Source organism: Thalassospira permensis NBRC 106175, assembly GCF_000714555.1.
Taxonomy (GTDB): domain Bacteria; phylum Pseudomonadota; class Alphaproteobacteria; order Rhodospirillales; family Thalassospiraceae; genus Thalassospira; species Thalassospira xiamenensis.
This window is the reverse complement of the sequence record NZ_AUNC01000023.1, coordinates 125,914-144,087: the sequence shown is the minus strand read 5'-3', so window position 1 is coordinate 144,087 and position 18,174 is coordinate 125,914. Positions and strand designations below refer to the sequence as shown.

General features: G+C 57.1%; 14 protein-coding genes. 4 read left to right on the top strand and 10 right to left on the bottom strand.

Features of this window, described 5'->3' with window-relative positions:
- Nucleotides 1-37: 37 nt before the first annotated feature.
- Nucleotides 38-808: an SDR family NAD(P)-dependent oxidoreductase gene (locus tag SMB34_RS12540; protein ID WP_007089149.1), complete on the top strand. Its 771-nt coding sequence runs from the start codon at nt 38-40 to the stop codon at nt 806-808.
- 105 nt (nt 809-913) lie between these two features.
- On the opposite strand, the gene SMB34_RS12535 is transcribed toward SMB34_RS12540, so the two are convergent.
- A complete protein-coding gene (locus tag SMB34_RS12535) occupies nt 914-2,137 on the bottom strand; it encodes a winged helix-turn-helix domain-containing protein (protein ID WP_037990492.1) in 1,224 nt (407 codons plus the stop codon).
- Between the two features lie 168 nt (nt 2,138-2,305).
- Here SMB34_RS12535 and SMB34_RS12530 point away from each other — a divergent pair, with 168 nt between their 5' ends.
- On the top strand, nt 2,306-4,243 hold the full coding sequence (locus SMB34_RS12530) for an SLC13 family permease (protein ID WP_037990491.1): 1,938 nt from the start codon (nt 2,306-2,308) through the stop codon (nt 4,241-4,243).
- A 51-nt stretch (nt 4,244-4,294) separates the two neighbouring features.
- Here SMB34_RS12530 and folD read toward each other — a convergent pair whose 3' ends face one another.
- The 3 genes from folD to SMB34_RS12515 are packed head-to-tail and all read right to left on the bottom strand — an operon-like array spanning nt 4,295 to nt 5,828.
- On the bottom strand, nt 4,295-5,194 hold the full coding sequence (gene folD / locus SMB34_RS12525) for a bifunctional methylenetetrahydrofolate dehydrogenase/methenyltetrahydrofolate cyclohydrolase FolD (RefSeq protein ID WP_037990490.1): 900 nt from the start codon (nt 5,192-5,194) through the stop codon (nt 4,295-4,297).
- Nucleotides 5,191-5,523: a DUF167 family protein gene (locus tag SMB34_RS12520; RefSeq protein ID WP_037990489.1), complete on the bottom strand. Its 333-nt coding sequence runs from the start codon at nt 5,521-5,523 to the stop codon at nt 5,191-5,193. Before SMB34_RS12520 ends, folD begins: the two co-directional genes overlap by 4 nt.
- 8 nt (nt 5,524-5,531) lie before the next feature.
- Nucleotides 5,532-5,828, bottom strand: a complete 297-nt coding sequence (locus SMB34_RS12515; protein ID WP_007089155.1) for a YggT family protein — start codon at nt 5,826-5,828, stop codon at nt 5,532-5,534.
- A 327-nt stretch (nt 5,829-6,155) separates the two neighbouring features.
- On the opposite strand from SMB34_RS12515, the gene SMB34_RS12505 reads away from it, so the two are divergent.
- Complete coding sequence (locus SMB34_RS12505) at nt 6,156-6,743, top strand: DNA-3-methyladenine glycosylase I (RefSeq protein ID WP_037990487.1); 588 nt, start codon at nt 6,156-6,158, stop codon at nt 6,741-6,743.
- On the opposite strand, the gene SMB34_RS12500 is transcribed toward SMB34_RS12505, so the two are convergent.
- The 6 genes from SMB34_RS12500 to SMB34_RS12475 form a co-directional block, all read right to left on the bottom strand.
- Nucleotides 6,740-7,783, bottom strand: a complete 1,044-nt coding sequence (locus SMB34_RS12500; RefSeq protein ID WP_037990486.1) for a LacI family DNA-binding transcriptional regulator — start codon at nt 7,781-7,783, stop codon at nt 6,740-6,742. The two genes, SMB34_RS12505 and SMB34_RS12500, sit on opposite strands and share 4 nt — an antisense overlap.
- A 272-nt stretch (nt 7,784-8,055) precedes the next feature.
- Nucleotides 8,056-8,679: an alpha-ketoglutarate-dependent dioxygenase AlkB family protein gene (locus SMB34_RS12495; protein ID WP_037990485.1), complete on the bottom strand. Its 624-nt coding sequence runs from the start codon at nt 8,677-8,679 to the stop codon at nt 8,056-8,058.
- Between the two features lie 100 nt (nt 8,680-8,779).
- Entirely contained in the window at nt 8,780-10,231 is a 1,452-nt protein-coding gene (locus SMB34_RS12490; protein ID WP_037990484.1) for an efflux transporter outer membrane subunit, read from the bottom strand.
- A gap of 1 nt (nt 10,232) precedes the next feature.
- Entirely contained in the window at nt 10,233-13,385 is a 3,153-nt protein-coding gene (locus SMB34_RS12485; RefSeq protein WP_037990681.1) for an efflux RND transporter permease subunit, read from the bottom strand.
- Between the two features lies 1 nt (nt 13,386).
- The gene (locus SMB34_RS12480) at nt 13,387-14,520 is read right to left on the bottom strand and encodes an efflux RND transporter periplasmic adaptor subunit (RefSeq protein ID WP_037990483.1); all 1,134 of its coding nucleotides are present in this window, start codon (nt 14,518-14,520) and stop codon (nt 13,387-13,389) included.
- 276 nt (nt 14,521-14,796) lie between these two features.
- Nucleotides 14,797-16,914: a methyl-accepting chemotaxis protein gene (locus SMB34_RS12475; protein WP_037990482.1), complete on the bottom strand. Its 2,118-nt coding sequence runs from the start codon at nt 16,912-16,914 to the stop codon at nt 14,797-14,799.
- Nucleotides 16,915-17,029: 115 nt separating this feature from the next.
- Between SMB34_RS12475 and SMB34_RS12470 the strand changes: the two genes are divergently transcribed.
- Nucleotides 17,030-18,163, top strand: a complete 1,134-nt coding sequence (locus SMB34_RS12470; protein WP_037990481.1) for an AraC family transcriptional regulator — start codon at nt 17,030-17,032, stop codon at nt 18,161-18,163.
- Nucleotides 18,164-18,174 lie beyond the last annotated feature (11 nt).

The window sequence follows — 18,174 nt, the reverse complement described above, 5'->3', positions numbered from 1 at the left end:
CGACCCAGCCTGACCACCACAAGAATGTGAGACCAAAATGTACCTCAAAAAGTTCGATCTTACCGGACGCCGCGCCTATGTCACCGGGGGCGGTCGCGCAATTGGCCTGTCATGCTGCGAGGCACTGGCAGAAGCAGGCGCGCATGTCATTATCGGTGACATCAGCGAAGGTGTCGCCGAAGAAGGCCGTGATTACCTGAAATCAAAGGGTTACACCGCCGATATCGACATCATGGATGTCACCAACACCGATCAGGTCCGCACCAGTGCCGAAAAAATGGGCCGTGAAGGCGGCGTTGACATTCTGGTCAACAATGCCGGTATCGCACGTTCCGAAACCCCGGCCGAAACCGTCACCGATGAACATTGGCTTAACGTCATTGACGTCAACCTGAACGGCACATTCTGGTGCTGCCGCGAATTTGGCAAACAGATGCTGGCCAAGAAAAACGGCGTGATCGTCAATGTCGGCTCCATGTCGGGCTTCATCGTCAACAAACCGCAGGAACAGGCCTATTACAACGCATCCAAGGCCGCCGTGCATCATCTGACCAAATCGCTGGCTGCCGAATGGGGCGGGCGTGGCGTGCGCGTCAATGCGGTTGCACCGACCTATATCGCAACACCGCTAAATGAATTCGTGAAATCCAAGCCGGACATGTATGACGCCTGGATCAACGGCACCCCGATGGCCCGCCTTGGCCTGACCGAGGAAATCGGATCGGTTGTGCTGTTCCTGGCATCCGACGCGTCCAGCCTGATGACCGGCTCCATTGTCCTGGCTGATGGGGGTTATACCTGCTGGTAAGGCACAGGTAAAACTGTTGATCGCATTGTCCTGAAGCTTCTGCGATCAGGTCAGGACTGTGGTAGAACGGGGCGTGGTTGTGGGACCTTCGCCCCGTTCACCTTTTTAGCCTTGAATTTGTCGGCCAAGATACACCGAAAACGGATTGCACGGCATCACGACAACGCCTTGAAGCCCCAGAAACCGCGCCAGCCGCGACAGATGCACCACCAGACCGTCCGCAACGGTGGCCGCATCGCACCCGTCTTCCAGATGCGCGCTCTGCACCCGAAGAACCCCTTCCTGCCGATCCGCTTTCAGATCGACACGCGCAACAAATTCCCCATCCTTCATGAACGGCAGAACGTAATAGCCATATTGCCGCTTTTCCGCCGGGACATAGATTTCGATGCGGTAATTGAAGCCGAATATCCGTTCCACCCGGTCGCGTTCCCACATGATCGGATCGAACGGTACCATCAAGGCGGTCGGTTTTGCGCGGCACCGCGGGTTGACATGCGGACACAAATATCCCGGCTGTTTCCAACCCTCGACATTCGCCTGCAACAACGTACCGTCCTCGACCATTTCGGCAACGCGCGCCTTGGCATCGTCGGTCGGCAGGCGGAAATACTTCCGAAGATCGGCCTCGGTCGCGATCCCCATCGCGGCTATCCCGTTGCGGATCAGGGCACGCTGGGCCTCGGCACGCGGCATGGCTGGTTCAAGCGCCTCCGGGCCGATGATCCGTTCGGGCAGGTCATAAACCCGCTCGAAACTGGTGCGCCGTTTGCGCGCCATCACCTGCCCGCTCCAGAACAGGAATTCCATCGCGGTTTTGGTCTTTGACCATCCCCACCATTTCGAACTTGATGCGCCTTCCTGTTCCAGATCACTGGCGGCAAGTGCCCCTTCCTTTTCGATCCGGTCCAGAATGCTGCGCACAAATTCAGGATGATCACGGATCATTTTGGCGATCTGCCCCCAGGTGCCCTTGCCCTCGGCGGCATCCGCCATGCGCCATCGATAAAGCCCGTAATCCTCGACCGGAATCATCGATGCCTCGTGGCCCCAATATTCAAACAATCGCCGCTGCCGGGCGTTGCCCCAGCTCAGTTGATCAAGGTCCGCCGGGTCATAAACGCCAAGCCGCGAAAAGACCGGCATGTAATGCGCACGCGTCAGAACATTGACACTGTCGACCTGTAACATGCCGGTCTGGCGGATGGCTTTCATGATCCGGCGCTTCGTCACCGGGCGGCTTTCGTCCTGATCAAACCCCTGTGCGGCAAGGGCCAGATTGCGCGCCTGCCGGGCGGATACGGAAATCGCAGCTTTGTCGTTAATCATGGTGGCCTTTGAAAAATCGCAAAGAAAAACAGTGTGATGGTATCATACCCTCCTGACAATTATGTCAGTAGGTTGCAGGAACATTTCGGTGGGTCGGATCGTTCTTCGCTCCCGGTCAGTCCGTGCTGACCATGTTCTCAACCCGATGAAGCAACCAGACAGGCATCCATGGAACTCAAACAAATCCTGATCCTTGCCATTCTTGTCGGAACGGTCGTCATGTTCCTGTGGGGCCGCTGGCGTCATGACATGGTTGCGATGGCATCCCTGCTATGTTGCGTGGTCGCGGGGCTGGTGCCTGTTGATGGGGCCTTTCAGGGTTTCGGTCATCCGGCGGTGATCACGGTTGCCTGTATCCTGATCCTGTCATCGGCACTTCAGCAATCGGGCGCGGTTGACACCCTGACCCGGACCGTATTGCCACAATCGGCCGGTCCGGTCGTGACCATGGCCGCACTCAGCCTGCTGGCGGCCATCCTGTCGGCCTTCATGAACAATGTCGGCGCGCTGGCCCTTCTGATGCCTGTCGCCCTGCAAATCGCCGCCAAACAGAACCTGCCACCGGGCAAAATCCTGATGCCGCTGGCCTTCGGGTCGATCCTGGGCGGCATGACCACCCTGATCGGCACCCCGCCCAACCTGATTGTCGCCGGTTTCCGGGCCGAGGCCGGCGACGGCGGCTTTACCATGTTTGATTATACCCCGGTCGGGATTGTTGTTGCCGCCGCCGGTCTGATTTTCGTCATGGTGTTTGGCCGCTGGCTTGTTCCCACCCGAGAACGCGCCGGGGCGGAGGGCTTTGAAACCGGTTCCTACCTGACCGAGGCACGCATTGCCGCGGGCAGCAAGGCGATTGGCATGATGCTGCGCGATGTAAACCGCGAACTTGAAAAGGGCGACGCGCAGGTCATCGGCCTGATCCGCAATGAAAAACGCATCCCTGCCCCCAATCCGTTTCGCGAACTTTATGAAAACGACATCCTGATCATCGAAGCCGACCCCGAAGCACTGGCCATTGCCCTGTCCGCCCTTGATTTGAAGCTTGAGGAAGAATTACGCGATCTGGAGGCACAGGCAAAAGCGGCGGAACAACCGGAAGATAAAGGCGATACGGATGCACCGGAAGCCCCGGAAGCCAAAAATACAAAGACAATTGCCACCAAATCAGCAAAGGCCGAAAAGAAAGCTGACACGCCCGAAACCGATACGCAAAAGCCCGATGATGGCCGCCGCGGCGCGATCCAGTCCGATGACATTGCGCTTATGGAACTGGCGATTTTGCCGAACTCCGGCTTTATCGGCCGGTCCGCCACCGATATCCATCTGCGCACCCGGTATGGCGTAAACCTTTTGGCGGTGTCGCGGCAGGGGCAACGCTCGATGGCGCGGTTGCGTACCATGTCAATGAAGGCCGGCGACGTGCTTTTGATGCAAGGTCCACCCGAAGCCATTCATGATTTTGCATCGCGCCTTGGCTGTGTGCCGCTGGCGCAACGCGCGCTTCGCATCCCCGACAATGCACAGGCGCTAAAGGCCACGGGCATCATGGCCGCGGCCATCGGTGCCGCCGCCTTTGGCGTCATGCCCGCTGCCGTTGCCTTTGCCATCGGGGTTCTGATCGCCATGGTGACGCGCGTGGTCGCACCGCGCAATGTCTATGACGCGGTGGACTGGCCGGTGATTGTCCTGCTTGCCGCCCTGATCCCGGTGGCAAATGCCATGGAAACCACCGGCACGGCCGATCTGATTGCCCGCTTCCTGCTAAACTGGGTCGCACAGGGGAATGCCATCATCGCCCTTGGCCTGATCCTGATCATCACCATGACGCTCTCGGATTTCATGAACAACGCCGCCACAGCGGCCGTCATGTGCCCGATTGCAATTGGCAGTGCCGCGCAACTCAGCGCCAATCCCGACGCCTTCCTGATGGCGGTCGCTATCGGCGCATCCTGCGCCTTCCTGACCCCGATTGGTCACCAGAACAACACCCTGATCCTCGGCCCCGGCGGCTTTCGCTTTGGCGATTACTGGCGGCTCGGCCTGCCGATTGAAATCATAGTGGTGGCGGTTGGGGTGCCGATGTTGTTGTGGGTTTGGCCGCTGTAACGAGAAAGGGCAGCCCAAAGCTGCCCTTTTAAAATTCGATTTGATGACGACTTAGCTGTCAAAGCCAAGATTTGGCACCGCGAGCCCATTGGCACGACACGCCGAAATCAGAGTATTGTTCAACAAGCAGGCAATCGTCATCGGGCCAACACCGCCCGGCACCGGGGTGATCGCACCGGCGACTTTGGATGCGGTTTCGAACTCGACATCCCCAACCAGCTTCATCTTGCCCTCGGCCCCTTCGACGCGGTTGATGCCGACATCAATCACGGTGGCACCGGGCGCGATCCAGTCGCCCTTGATCATGTTCGGGCGGCCCACGGCGGCAACGACGATGTCGGCACGGCGGACTTCTTCGGGCAGGTCACGGGTGCGCGAATGCGCGATGGTCACCGTGCAGCTTTCTTTCAGAAGCAACTGCGCCATCGGCTTGCCAACGATATTGGACCGGCCAACAACCACCGCGCGCATCCCCGAAAGATCACCAAGCGTGTCCTTAAGCAGCATCAGGCAGCCATAAGGCGTGCAGGGCGCAAATCCCTCGCCCCCGGTTGCCAGTGCACCGGCATTAACGACATGGAAGCCGTCAACATCCTTGGCCGGATCGATGGCCGCAAGGATCGCCTGATCGTCGATATGTTTGGGCACCGGCAACTGGCACAGAATGCCATGCACATTCGGATCGGCATTCAGCTTCGCAATCAGCGCCAGAAGCTCTTCCTGCGACGTATCAGCCGAAAGCTTGTGCTCATACGAATTCATGCCGCATTCAAGGGTCTGCTTGCCCTTGTTACGGACATAAACCTGGCTTGCCGGGTCTTCACCGACCAGAATAACCGCAAGGCCCGGCGTGATGCCGTGCGCATCTTTGATCTTGGCCACTTCTGCTGCGATGTCGCCGCGCAATTTGGCTGCGAATGCTTTGCCGTCGATGATTTTTGCGTCGCTCATATGTCTTGTCCGCCCGTCAATTCATGAAGTTGCGCAATCAGTGCGTCCGGATCGCCTGAAATTTCCAGCACCTTGTTGCGGTCCGTATGCCCGGCAACAATTTCGACTGACGATTTAGGCCATTTGGCCGTTTTTGCCAAAAGCTTTATCAGGGCTGTATTCGCCTTGCCATTTTCAGGCACCGCCGTAACCGTCGCCCTGACCCGCTGCTGCCCGTTACCATCAACGCCCACCCCGGCAATCGCATTGCGCGAAGCCTTTGGCGTCAGTCGCAAAAACACCTTGATGCCGGTGCCATCCGAAAGCTTCTCGCAGAACGGTTTACCCATCTGCGGGCTTAGTAACCCAGCAACGCCGCGCGCACGTCTGTCTGGATCAGCATATTGGCAAACTGCAGGATCAGGATCAGGATGATCGGCGAAATATCAATGCCGCCCAGATTCGGAATGATCCGGCGGATCGGTCGCAATGCCGGTTCGGTAATCCGATAGAGGAAATCGCCAACCATATAAACGAACCGGTTGCTGGAATTGATCACGTCAAACGCCACAAGCCATGACAGGATTGCCGACGCAATCAGCATGAAAATGTAGATACCGATAACGGTGTCAATAAGCCAAAAAATCGCCAGCATCGCCGCTCCTTGTAGCAGTCGGTCCAGATCGGGCCGATCTGATCGGAATTGTGTTAACACGCTGCAAAACCTAGTCGGCCTTGGCTCCGGGCGCAAGCACAGAGCACCTATTTTCCGATGCTTTCATCAAGTTTTCCACATGATGTGACATGCTTCACCAGACATTGCGCGATTTTGGCACGACCTTTTCGCCAAAATGGTTCACAGAACATCCCCGCCCCGACAGTTTCTGTCAGGAGAAATGTCAGGATAAAGTCATCAGGCTTGCAAGGCCCACCGATCCCATCCAACAATGCCCCGCCATCAAATGACAAAGAAGGATCGACCATGTCGGCAAACACATTCCCCCGTTGCAAATGGGCCGAAACCCATCTCGACAAGCCGTTTTACGTCGATTACCACGATCAGGAATGGGGCGTTCCGGTTCATGATGACCGGCATTTTTTCGAAATGCTGATCCTTGAAGGCGCGCAGGCCGGTTTAAGCTGGCTGACGATCCTTGCACGGCGCGATACTTATCGCGCGGCCTATGACAATTTTGATGTCCAGAAAATCGCCAAGTATGACGAGGCCAAACAACAAACACTTCTGGCCGATCCCGGCATCATCCGCAACCGGGCCAAGGTCGCGGCAAGCATCCTGAACGCCAAGGCCTTCATCGAAATCCAGAAGGAATTTGGCAGTTTTGATGCCTATATCTGGGATTTCATCGGCGGCAAACCCATCATCAACCACTGGAAAGCCATGTCCGACGTGCCCGTATCCACCGCGCTCAGCGATGCCCTGTCCAAGGACCTCAAAAAACGCGGCATGAAGTTTGTCGGCACGACAATCATCTATTCCTTCATGCAGGCCACCGGCCTTGTGATGGACCACACCACCGATTGCCACTGCTACCCGGCACTTTCGGCTTAACGCGTCGATCCCCTGACAAGCAGACTGGTTTCAAGCACGCGGTTGTTGTCGCCCTGCGTTTCGCCAAGTGCCATTTCGGCGGCCAGACGTCCCTTTTCAACTGAATCCTGACGGATGCTCGATAATGGCGGGTCGGTGCGTTCGCCCTCCGCGATTCCGTCAAAGCCAATCACCTTAAGATCATCGGGGATTTTGCGCCCGCTTGCGCGTGCACCATCAAGTGCCCCGATGGCAATCACATCGGACATCGCCAGAATCCCGTCAATTTCCGGGTGGTCGCGTAACATGGTTTCGACCATTTCGGCACTGTGCGATGACATGTTTTCGCATTCGATATGGACGACATCCTCGATCGCGATCCCCGCCTTTTTAAGACTGGCGTGATATCCACCAAGCCGTTCGCGCACCACACGATGGCTGACCGCCCCGCGGCGCTTGGCATTCATCGGGCCGAAATTTTCCGCCTTGTTGGCCTGCAGGGACAGGATGGCGAATTTGCGCGCACCACAATCAATCAAATGCTGGGCCGCCATTTCCGCACCGGCAAAATCATCAAGCACCACGGTGCCCGCCGCCCCGGCAATATCGGTATCGATGCAGACCAGCGGCTGGTTGCGGCGCTGAATGGCGGAAATGATGTCATTGTCATCGGAATAGCAATGCACCAGAAAGGCATCAACCGCGGCATTGTTGATCGCGGTAATCGCCTGTTCGGGGTTTTCTGCGGAAATGATCATCATATTGACCGCCTGACGGGCACATTCCCGCCCGACACCGCGCAGAAGCTCAATCGCCACCGGATCACTGAACGCATATTCAAGGTTATCGGGAAACACCACGCCAAGCGCCCCGGCCTTGCCGGTGCGGAGCATCCGCGCCATCACATGCGGCCCGCGATAGCCAAGCTCTTTGGCAACTTCCAGAATGCGTTCCCGGACTTCCTTGCGGACCAGATCGGGCTTGCCAAAGGCATTCGATGCCGTGCCTTGCGATACCCCGGCCGCCTTGGCCACATCCAGAAGACGTACCCGTTCTGCCATGCTTGCGATGTCCCCCCTTCATTCACCCGGCTTACGGATTAACCGGCAATCACGTGACATTTTTTTGAATCGTTTCATCCCGATATTGACAGAACCCCTTTCGGACCGCCACACTGCATTCATTGAATCGATTCATTATTGCGCGCGCCGATTGCGCAACCACCGATATGTTTGTCCGTTTGCACCCCGGTGTTGACGGTTTTCCCGGCAATCTCGAATTGCTGACTTCAAGCCGCCCTGACCGGGGCGGCTTTTTTCGGAGCCCCCCGAACTCATCGACCGCGCACCTTGTTTTCCGGTGCGGTATGACGGAATGTCAGGTTGATCCGGGGCCCGATCTGGCGCGCGGTTTTGGGAATCTGATGTAACCAGTGATGCTGTGTCGCGCCCCGCATGATCAGCAGCGAATTATGCGGCAGATCGACACTGACCCGATCCCCGGTTTTCTTGTGCCGGAAATGGAACCGGCGTTCCTCACCAAATGACAGGCTGGCAATAACCGGATTTTCGCCCAGCACATCCTCGTCATCGGCATGCCATGCAACGCTGTCGCGCCCGTCGCGATACTGGTTCAGCAGAACCGTGTTGAACGACGCATCGGATTTTTCTTCGACCAGTTCACGAAGTGGCACGACAATTTTCGGAAATGGTGATGCCGGGTGATAGACACCGCTATAACGATAGGCCACATCGCCATACCACGCCGTCAATCGCGGCACGGCAATTTCGCGCCCCATCAGCCTGGCAACTTCCTGCTGCCAGACAATGCCGCTTAAAAGCCGCTCAAACGTTCGATCCGCGTCGCCTGCGGCCATAACCTCACGCAGCAGCAATGCCTCCCCATCAAAGGGCAGCAGATTGTGTGGTGGCTCATTGGCAAACAGATCGCCCGTCATTTTCTTCCCCGGTTCACGATACCCAAGACCTAGGCCGAACTGGCGGCGAAAACAAGCAACAGCTTATGGAAATCAGCGTTATTACAGATGTTTGGCGGCGCTAGCCATTATTCATGTCAATCCCGGCCTTGTCGGCATAACGTTCGACATCATCAACGCTAAGTCCGACCGCGGCATAAAGATTGATGGTTTCCAGTTCCAGATCGGTTTCCGCATCCGCCAGGTCCTGCTGCGACTGCGTCAGGGTGCGCTGAGAATCAAGAACATCAAGGAAGTTTGAAAGCCCCTGAACATACCGCACCCGCGACTGCTCGAACGCCTGACGGTGATACTGCACCGATGAAATCAGGGAATCGCGCTGCTGGACCGCCCCGACATAGCCGTAAATCGCACTTTCAACATCCTGAATGGCGACCAGAAGCGTCTGCTGATAGCCATAAAATGCCTGCTGCGCCTGTTGTTCGGCAACATCGATATCGGCCTGTCTGGCACCGCCATCATAAAGCGTCGCATCAATCAGCGCCCCGATGGCGGCCATTGCGGTACGGACAATCGGCCCGGTGCCATACCCCGTCGCCCCAAGGGCAAGTGACCCGTCCAGCGTCAATTCAGGATAAAGATCGGCGGTCTGAACCCCGATTTCGGCGGTCGCGGAAATCAATGAAAGTTCTGCCGCGCGGACATCGGGGCGACGGCGCAAAAGGTCGGCTGGAATGCCAATCGGCGGCGCACTGTCAAATTCCGGCAGGGGCTGCACATCGACCAGACGGTCGCGATAGCTTCCCGGCTGCGCCCCCAGAAGGATTCCAATCGCATTGATAGACCGATCAATATCGGTCTGCAATGTCGGCAATGTCGCCTCGATATCGGAAACCTCGGCGCGCGCGCGCGAAAGATCAAGTTCGGACGCCAGCCCCGTCTGCATCCGGACCTCAACGATGTTGCTGGTCTGACGTTGCAGATCAAGCGAACTGCGCAGCAATTCCTGGCGTTTCTGCGTGCCGCGCAGCTCGATATAGTTGCGTACGATATCGGCAATCACCGTCAGGTAAACGTCTTCGCGCAGATAAACCTGTTCCAGATAATCCGCCAACGCGACTTCGTCCTCGCGCTGCTGCCCGCCCCAGACATCCGCCGTCCATGAAAAATCAATCCCGGCCCGGTATCCGATATCGGTGGTCTGGCTGCCGCGTTCGCGCGACGATGTGCCGCGTTCGGCATCGCCGTTAACACTGGCACCGACCTCGATGCCATTTGCCCCCGAAACACCACGCGCCACCGCCCGGGCTTCTTCGATCCGGCTGGCAGCGATTCGCAAATCAAGGTTATTGGCAAGTCCAAGCGCAATCAGCTCAGAAAGAACCGGATCACGCGTACTTTCCCACCAACGGCCATGATCGGCCTGATTGGCGGCGATCACCGGTACTGCCGGGGTATAGGCCCCGACAAGATCAAATTTCGGCGCAACATAATCCGGGCCGACCGTCTGACAGGCCGAAAGTCCGATCATAAGCGGCAGGGCACAACAGATTGAAAGACGTTTTACAGACATTCTAGCTGGCACTTCCTTCGACCTCGCCCTTGTCCGGGATGCTTTCCGCAGCCCGCAACTGGCTTTGCAGTTTCTTGCCGCCATCGGCACGGGCTGACACCAGCGGCGCCAGCAAAAGGTATAAAACCGGTGTTAAGAACAGGGTAAAGACCGTCGCAAAACCAAGCCCGCCAAACACCACCCAGCCAATCGCGGCACGCGCCTCCGCCCCGGCCCCGGTGCCGAGCACAAGCGGCAAACCACCCAGCACGGTTGAAATCATTGTCATCATGATCGGGCGCAGGCGGATCATCGCCGCATCATGCACCGCTTCGCGCACGGATTTCCCGGCATCGCGCAACTGGTCGGCAAATTCTACAACAAGAATACCGTTCTTGGCCATAAGCCCGACCAGCATCACCAACCCGATCTGACTATAGATATTGATCGATGTGCCACTGATGCCCAGCGCATAAATCGCCGCCGCCAGACCGAACGGAACGGTCAGAACCACCACAAGGGCAGACATGAAGCTTTCAAACTGTGCCGCCAGAACCAGCAACACCACAAGAACCGCAATCAGGAAGGTGATCTGCACATCATGCGATGTTTCGCCCAGTGTCGCCGCATCGCCCAGGAACAGAACATTCACCCCGGGCGGCAGGACCTTGTCACCGACCTGATCAATATCGACCACTGCCTGCTGCAACGTATATCCCGGCGCAAGGTTGCCCGAAATTTTGACTGCGCGCTGCTGTCCCTCGCGATCCAGTTCCGATGCCACCGCCTCTTCGCTCAGATTGATCACCGAAGATAGCGGTAAAATACGACCATCCCGGTTGCTGACAAACAGATTCTCCAGATCCGACGGATCATTGATGCTGCCCGCACTGCTGCGCAGTTTGACCGGGATGTTTTCATCATCGACCGTAATCTCGGTAACTTCATATCCCTCGATCATCGCACGCAGCGTCGTATCAAGGCTTTCGATCGGAATGCCAAGGTCGGATGCCCGCTGCCGGTCAATATTGACCAGCAATTGCGGCTGTGTCGTCTGATAGGAAACCCGAAGCCCGACAAACTGCGGATAATTCGCCTCAAGCTCCTGCTGCATGGTGCGCGCATTCGCCGCCAATGTGCGGTAATTCGTCCCGGTCAGGGCAAATTCAAATCCTTCGCCGGTCCCGCCGCGAAGCCCAAGGCTGTTGGGCTGATAGACAAAGGCCTGCACACCGGGCAGTGCATCAAGCGCCCCACGGATCGAACCGGTGATTTCCTGCTGGCTGCGGCTGCGTTCATCCCACGGCACCAGGGGCGCAATCACCAGCGCACGGTTCGGGTCCCAAAGACCGACAATCGTATAGATGTTATAGGCATCGCCGGCCTCGACAATCGGACGCAGGATGTTTTCAACCGTTTCGACCTGCCGGTCCATGTAATCAATGCCAACCCCGTCCGGCCCGCGCAGCGACACCAGAATACGGCCGCGATCCTCGTCGGGCAGAAGTTCCTGCGTGACGCTGTTATAAACCCCAAAGGCCAGCACACCGGCAAAGATCGACACGATCAGGGTAATCAGCGGGAACCGCAAAACCCATTCAAGAATGTTTTTGTAAATCCCCGAACAGTAAAACCCGACCCGTTCCAGAAAATTCGGCTTGGCATCCTTGTCCCCGTCATGCGGGTCAATATGCTTTAAGCGCGACGCCAGCATCGGACACAGCGAAAGTGCCACGAACGACGACACCGCCACCGAAAACGCCAGTACGAACCCGAATTCCCTGAAAAGCCGCCCCGCCGTGCTCGGCAAAAACGAAATCGGCACGAACACCGATACCAGCGTCAGGGTGGTGGCAATCACCGCAAAAAACACCTGCCGCGTGCCCAGAACCGCGGCCGCCATCGATCCCAATCCCTGATGACGGCGGCGCTGGATATTTTCCAGAACCACAATCGCATCATCGACAATCATCCCCGTTGCCAGAACAAGCGCCAGCAATGTCAGGATATTGATCGAAAAGCCCATCATCCAGATCGCGGCCACCGTCCCGACCAGCGCAATCGGAATGGTCACCGTCGGGATCAGTGTTGCGGTAAAGGACCGCAGGAACAGATAAAGCACGCCGATCACGATGATAATCGCCAACGCCAGACTGTTCAGAACTTCCCAAAGCGCGCCTTCGATAAACACCGCATCGTCGGAATTCACGAAAACATTGATATCGTCGTACTGATTGTTCAGGCGTTCGGCCACCTCGCGAATGCCGTCCGATATCGCAATCGTGTTCGATTGCGCCTGGCGCACGACGCCAAGCCCGATCACGGTCCGGCCGTCCAGACGCACATAGGAGGTTGCATCATCGGGCCCGTAATAGACATCCGCCACATCGCCCAGCCGGACCTGATTGCGGATAAACATCTGTTTGACGTCTTCGACCTCCCAGACCGACGCATCGGCACGGACAAAAAGCTTCTGATCACTGGAATCAAAACTGCCGGCGGGAATGTCGAACTTGGCGGTTTTCAGGACATCCGCAACGTCCTGAACCGAAAAACCGTAACTGGCCAGTCGCAGCGGATCGACACGGACATGCAAAACCTTCTCGCGTTCGCCATTGACGGTGATTTCGGCCACACCGGGCACCGAAAGCAGCGCCGGGCTGATCTGGTCATCCACGATATTGGCAAGCTCTTCCTCGGTCAGGCGGTTGCTGACCACGGCAAGGCGCATGATCGCGCTGGCATCGGCATCGGCCTTGACCACGCGGACATCCTCGACCTCGTCCGGAAGGCTTCTTGACGCGCGGCTGACCGCCTCGCGGATGTCATTGGCGGCGTCATTGATTTCAATGTCGGGGTAAAATTCAACCCGAACCCGCGACGTGGCTTCTTCGCTGTTGGAACTGATGCGTTTGACACCGCTGACCCGCGATGCCGCCCCTTCTAGGATGCTGGTCACCTCGGCATCAACCGTTTCCGGCGAAGCCCCGTCATAGGTCGCATAAACTGTCACGGTCGGCTGATCGACGTTGGGCAGTTCACGAATTTCAACGCCGAGCATCGCCGCAAGGCCCGCCAGAATGATCAGAAGCGACACCACGGAAATAAGAACAGGGCGACGGATGCTGAGTGACGCCAGATCATTCTGGTTTTCGTTCTGATTTCCGTCCTGCATGTTACGACCCTTCGCCGGTGCCGTTGCGCTGCGCAACGCCGGTTTCATCGCCACCACGGATGGTTGCCGCCACATCCCTGCCGGGCCGCAGGCGAAGCACGCCTTCGACCACAATCAGATCACCCTTGGCAATCGACCCCTCAAGCAGGATACGCCCCTGTGTCCGCTTTACGACGCGGACCGGAACACGTTCGACCTTGTCATCCTTGATCCGCCAGATATAGGTGCCACCATCGCCCCACAGGACGGAAATTTCCGGCACCGACGGATAGGTTTTACCTTCGATATCGACATAAACCGCAAAGGACATGCCCGACAAAAGCCGCCCGGTCGGGTTCGGAATGCGCGCACGCACCTTGAAGGTGCGGCTTTCCGCATCAATACGGCTGGCGATGGAATCGACCGTGCCTTCAAACCACTCCCCCGGAAGGCTCCATGTCTCAACCCGAAGCGACTGGCCGATCTTCACATTTTCAAACCGGGTTTCGGGAACCTCGAAATCCACCAGAACACTTTCAACGTTATCCAGTGTCGCGATCAATGTGGAACTGTCCACACGGTCGCCCGGCTCCACCTGCGGAATACCAACCGTGCCGTTGAACGGTGCCAGAATGGTCCGGTCGGCCAGGTCCACTTCCGCCTGTTCCAGACGGATGCGCGCCTCGGCAAGGGCGGTGCGTGCCGCATCAACCTCGCTTGCCGATACCGCGCCAAGCGGCCTTGCCTGCTCGTAACGATCCAGAAGCTGCTTGGCATCCTTGACCTGCACGGACGCCAGATCCCGCGCCAGCCGTTCGCGATCCGAATCAAGGATCAGCAAAACCTGCCCGCGCGATACATTTTCACCGGCATGAAACAGAACATCACTGACTTCGCCCGAAACCGCCGGATAAATCGAAACACCCAATGTTGACCGGCCGGTTCCAACGGCTTCAACAACCGTCTTTTCTTCCATGATGCTGGCATATTCGGCAATCACCGGCAGCGCCGGGTTGCCGGTGCGCTTTGCAGCATCGCCTTCGGTTTGGCTTTTTGATGCAACAAAGGGCAGCATCCCTTTGTCATAGGCAAACCAGCCGCCCCCGACTGCGGCAATAATCAACAGAAATACGGCTAGCCTACCTGTGCGTGACATCAAATGCCCGTTCTTGTGTGTTCTGGAAAGATACAAAGACATCGCTGAATATGTCTTGAATTCAAGACTATAGAACTTACTTTAGTTCCCCAAGGGCAGCGACCGTAAAATTGTATCAGAAATGTCGCAACTTGTACTCATCAGGTAATAGGCTCCTTCAACCGATCCGGATCACTCCCGCCGTCCCAAAAGCACAAAAGCCCATGCACGATCTGCACAGGCTTTTGGCTCATCAACCATGAAATCCGTTGTCAAAAACGGCGAAAACCGTCTGGTTCAGGCCGCCCCGCGCATATACTGCGCCGGAAAATCAACAAGATTGGATTGCGCGTCCTTTTCGACGATGTCGGCATCATTCGCATCGCTGCCATCATCGCGGCTTTCGTCGCTGGCAGCCGATTCCACCGCCCGGTCAAGCGACCCCGAAAGTTCCGTCACATTACGGTCAACCTCATCGGCGCGACGGGTCAGATCAACGCTCAGTTTCCGCGTGACCTCGATATCGCGCGATACCTCCTGGATGGCGTTGCTGACATGAAGGGCCGCATCGCTCGCTGATGCAATCGCAAGGCTGATTTCCTCTGTCTCGCGGCGCTGATGTTCGACGTCACCTGCCACTTCTTCGGAAATCGACATCATGTCGCGCACGGTCACACCGACCTCTTCCATCGACCGCACACAACGATCCGTCACATTACCCATCGCACTGACATGGGCGGTGATCTGTTCGGTTGCCTGTGCCGTCTGGCCTGCAAGGTTCTTGACCTCGGCGGCCACCACGGCAAATCCTTTGCCCGCTTCGCCCGCGCGTGCGGCCTCGATGGTCGCGTTCAGCGCCAGAAGGTTGGTCTGCCCGGCAATCCCGCGGATCAGATCGACAATCTGCTCGATACTGGTTGCCACTTCGCGAAGGTCATCGACCGCCTCGGCGGATTGCTTGGTCGAACTAACCGCATTCTGCGCAATGGCGCGCTGCCGGTCCACCCGGTTGGCAATCGATCCGATGGCATCGGACAACCGCGTCGCCGCCTCGCTGATCGAATGGGCGTGCGACTGGCTTTGCGTGGCCGCACTGGTTGCCATTTCGGTCTGGCCTGTCACACGTTCTGCGGCGGCGGCCACTTCGCCAACCGCGTCCCGCATCCTTGTGACCTGATGGGTGACGGATTGTACAAGCCCGGCGGTTTCGCCTTCGATGGTTTCGGCCATTGCACCCAGCGACGCCCGGCGTTTTTCCTCTTCCTCGCGCTGAAGGGCGATGCGTTCCTCGGCCATCTGTTCGATCTTAAGGGCATTTTCGCGGAAAATCGCCACCGTGCGTGACATCGCGCCAAATTCATCACCACGATTGAAATCAATCAGGTCGATATCGGTGTTGTTTTCGCTCAACCGCGTCATATCGCCATTCACACGTCCCAATGGACGCAGAATGCTAAGTGCGATGCCAATCGCCAGACCAAAGGCAATCAGCGCCCCGATCCCGGCCACCACCATATTGGTGATCGCCTTGCTTTCGGACTCGCTATGCGCCGCCTCGACCAGCATGTTCTGACCGGCAACCGCTTCCTCGCGGATATTCTGGGTAATTGCCTGAACTTCGCGAACGGCGGATTTGAAGTCATCCATCGACTGACGGAACCCCGCGATCGACCCTTCAAGCTGGTTCGCCCCCTGCTTTAAAAGGTCATTATCGCGGATCGCATAGGAAAACAGCTTTTTATCCGCGCGTTTCAACCCATCGACCGAGCCTTTGATTTCTTCCTGAAGATCGGTCAACGCCGAGGTTTGCGTACGCGCCGTATCAAGCGATTCAGGTGTCCGCAGGATCGCATATTGCAGATTGTTCACAATTGCGCTCAGGTTGGCGGCACCAAGTTTATCGGCATATTTTTCCGCCAGTGCCGGATCACGTTTGCTGATGAAATCCACCAGCTCGCCTGCCGACTTGCCAAGCTGATGCGCACCAAGCAGCATGGTATCGGACGCTGCCGTCAAATTCTCGGCACGCAGGACAAGCGGCTCCAGGGTTGCGATATATTCCGCATTCAGACTTTCAAGCGCGTCGGCTTTTTCGGTATCGCCCTCGGCGCGAAGCTGACCAATCAGCGCGGCACCGCTGGCTTCTGCACTTTCACGAATTGTCGCAATACCTTCGCGGTCCAGCGGATCAACCGTCTGGGCAAACAGCAGAACCTGGTTCGACAACCGTTCAAGCTTCAACGCATATTCGTTTGCAAGCCCGACAAGCTGGGTGCTTTTGGCAATACGGTCCGCATGACCACCAAAACCCAGCAGATACCATGATGAAAGGGCGCTTAACCCGATCAGCATGATGACAAGCGCAAGAAACCCCGCAAAAATGCGGTAACCGATACGAATACGGTCAAGAAACATGGGATCTCCAATGATCCGGAATGGGGGACATATTTCCCGTGTCTCTAACCCGAGTTTCCCGTCGTTTTTGTAACAGTTAGATGAAATCCGCATTTGTCTATGCCAACACGGACAGATGGGGACTTTTGAATGTTCATTCGAACATTTGCCGCACCGCAAAATCCCCGACACGAAAGCACTCTATACCATCGTTCAGGCGCACCATATCCGTATGTCCGCGGCCCTTTCGGGCAAAATTTACACTCTGTTTACCGATTCGCTTCCGGTCGATCAAACCGGCAAAACCGGCAAATGTATCGGTGACAATATTGTCCAAGCCGAAAGGCCATCGGATGTTTATACTTGCGCCATGGCGCATTCACTTCGACATGATCCGTCGCGCGGCGCACGGAAATCAAACCCCTCCCGCGAAGTCGCCCGTCACTGGCGGGCGGCAGACGGCATTGATTTGTTCGAAGCCGATTACAAACGGTTTTCCTTTCCCAAACACAGTCATGATTATTATGCGTTCGGCACCATCCTGAACGGGGCCGAACAATTCATGACCGGCGGCACCAACTATGTCGCCCGGCGGGGTCAGTTGCTGATGATGAACCCGATGCAGGTCCATGACGGCGGCCCGGCATCCGATGACGGTTACCAGTATCAGATCATGTTTATCGCGCCTGAAATCTTTGGCGATCTGGTGGCCGAACTCTCCCCCAACAGCACCGGCCTGCCGTTTTTTGGCAATCATGTGGTCGATGACCCGGAACTGCATCTGCAACTGCAATCCCTGCACCGCATGTTCCGCCCCGACCTTGATCAGACAACAACCCTGCTCGAACGCGACAGCCAGCTTCTATACAGTGCCGCCCGCCTCGCCCTTCGCCATGCCGATGCGCCGCCCTTTTCCTATCAACCGGGCTCCGAAGACAAACGTGTGCGTGCGGTCATCGACTATATGGCCGACCATCTTGATGCCAACATATCGCTTGATGAACTGGCAAGCCTGACCGGGCTCAGCCGCTTTCACCTGCTACGCGTCTTCCGCCATGCCACCGGCTTGCCACCGCACACCTATTTCAATCACATGCGTCTGCGCCGCGCAAAACGCATGCTGTTTGACGGCTTTGGCATCGCCGATGTCGCGGCGGCCACCGGCTATGCCGATCAAAGCCACCTCAACCGTCATTTCAAAACCATGTGGGGTGTCAGCCCCGGTGCCTTCATCGCGGGACTTCCCCCCACAGCCAAAAAATCCCGCTAAAGCGTTTTGTG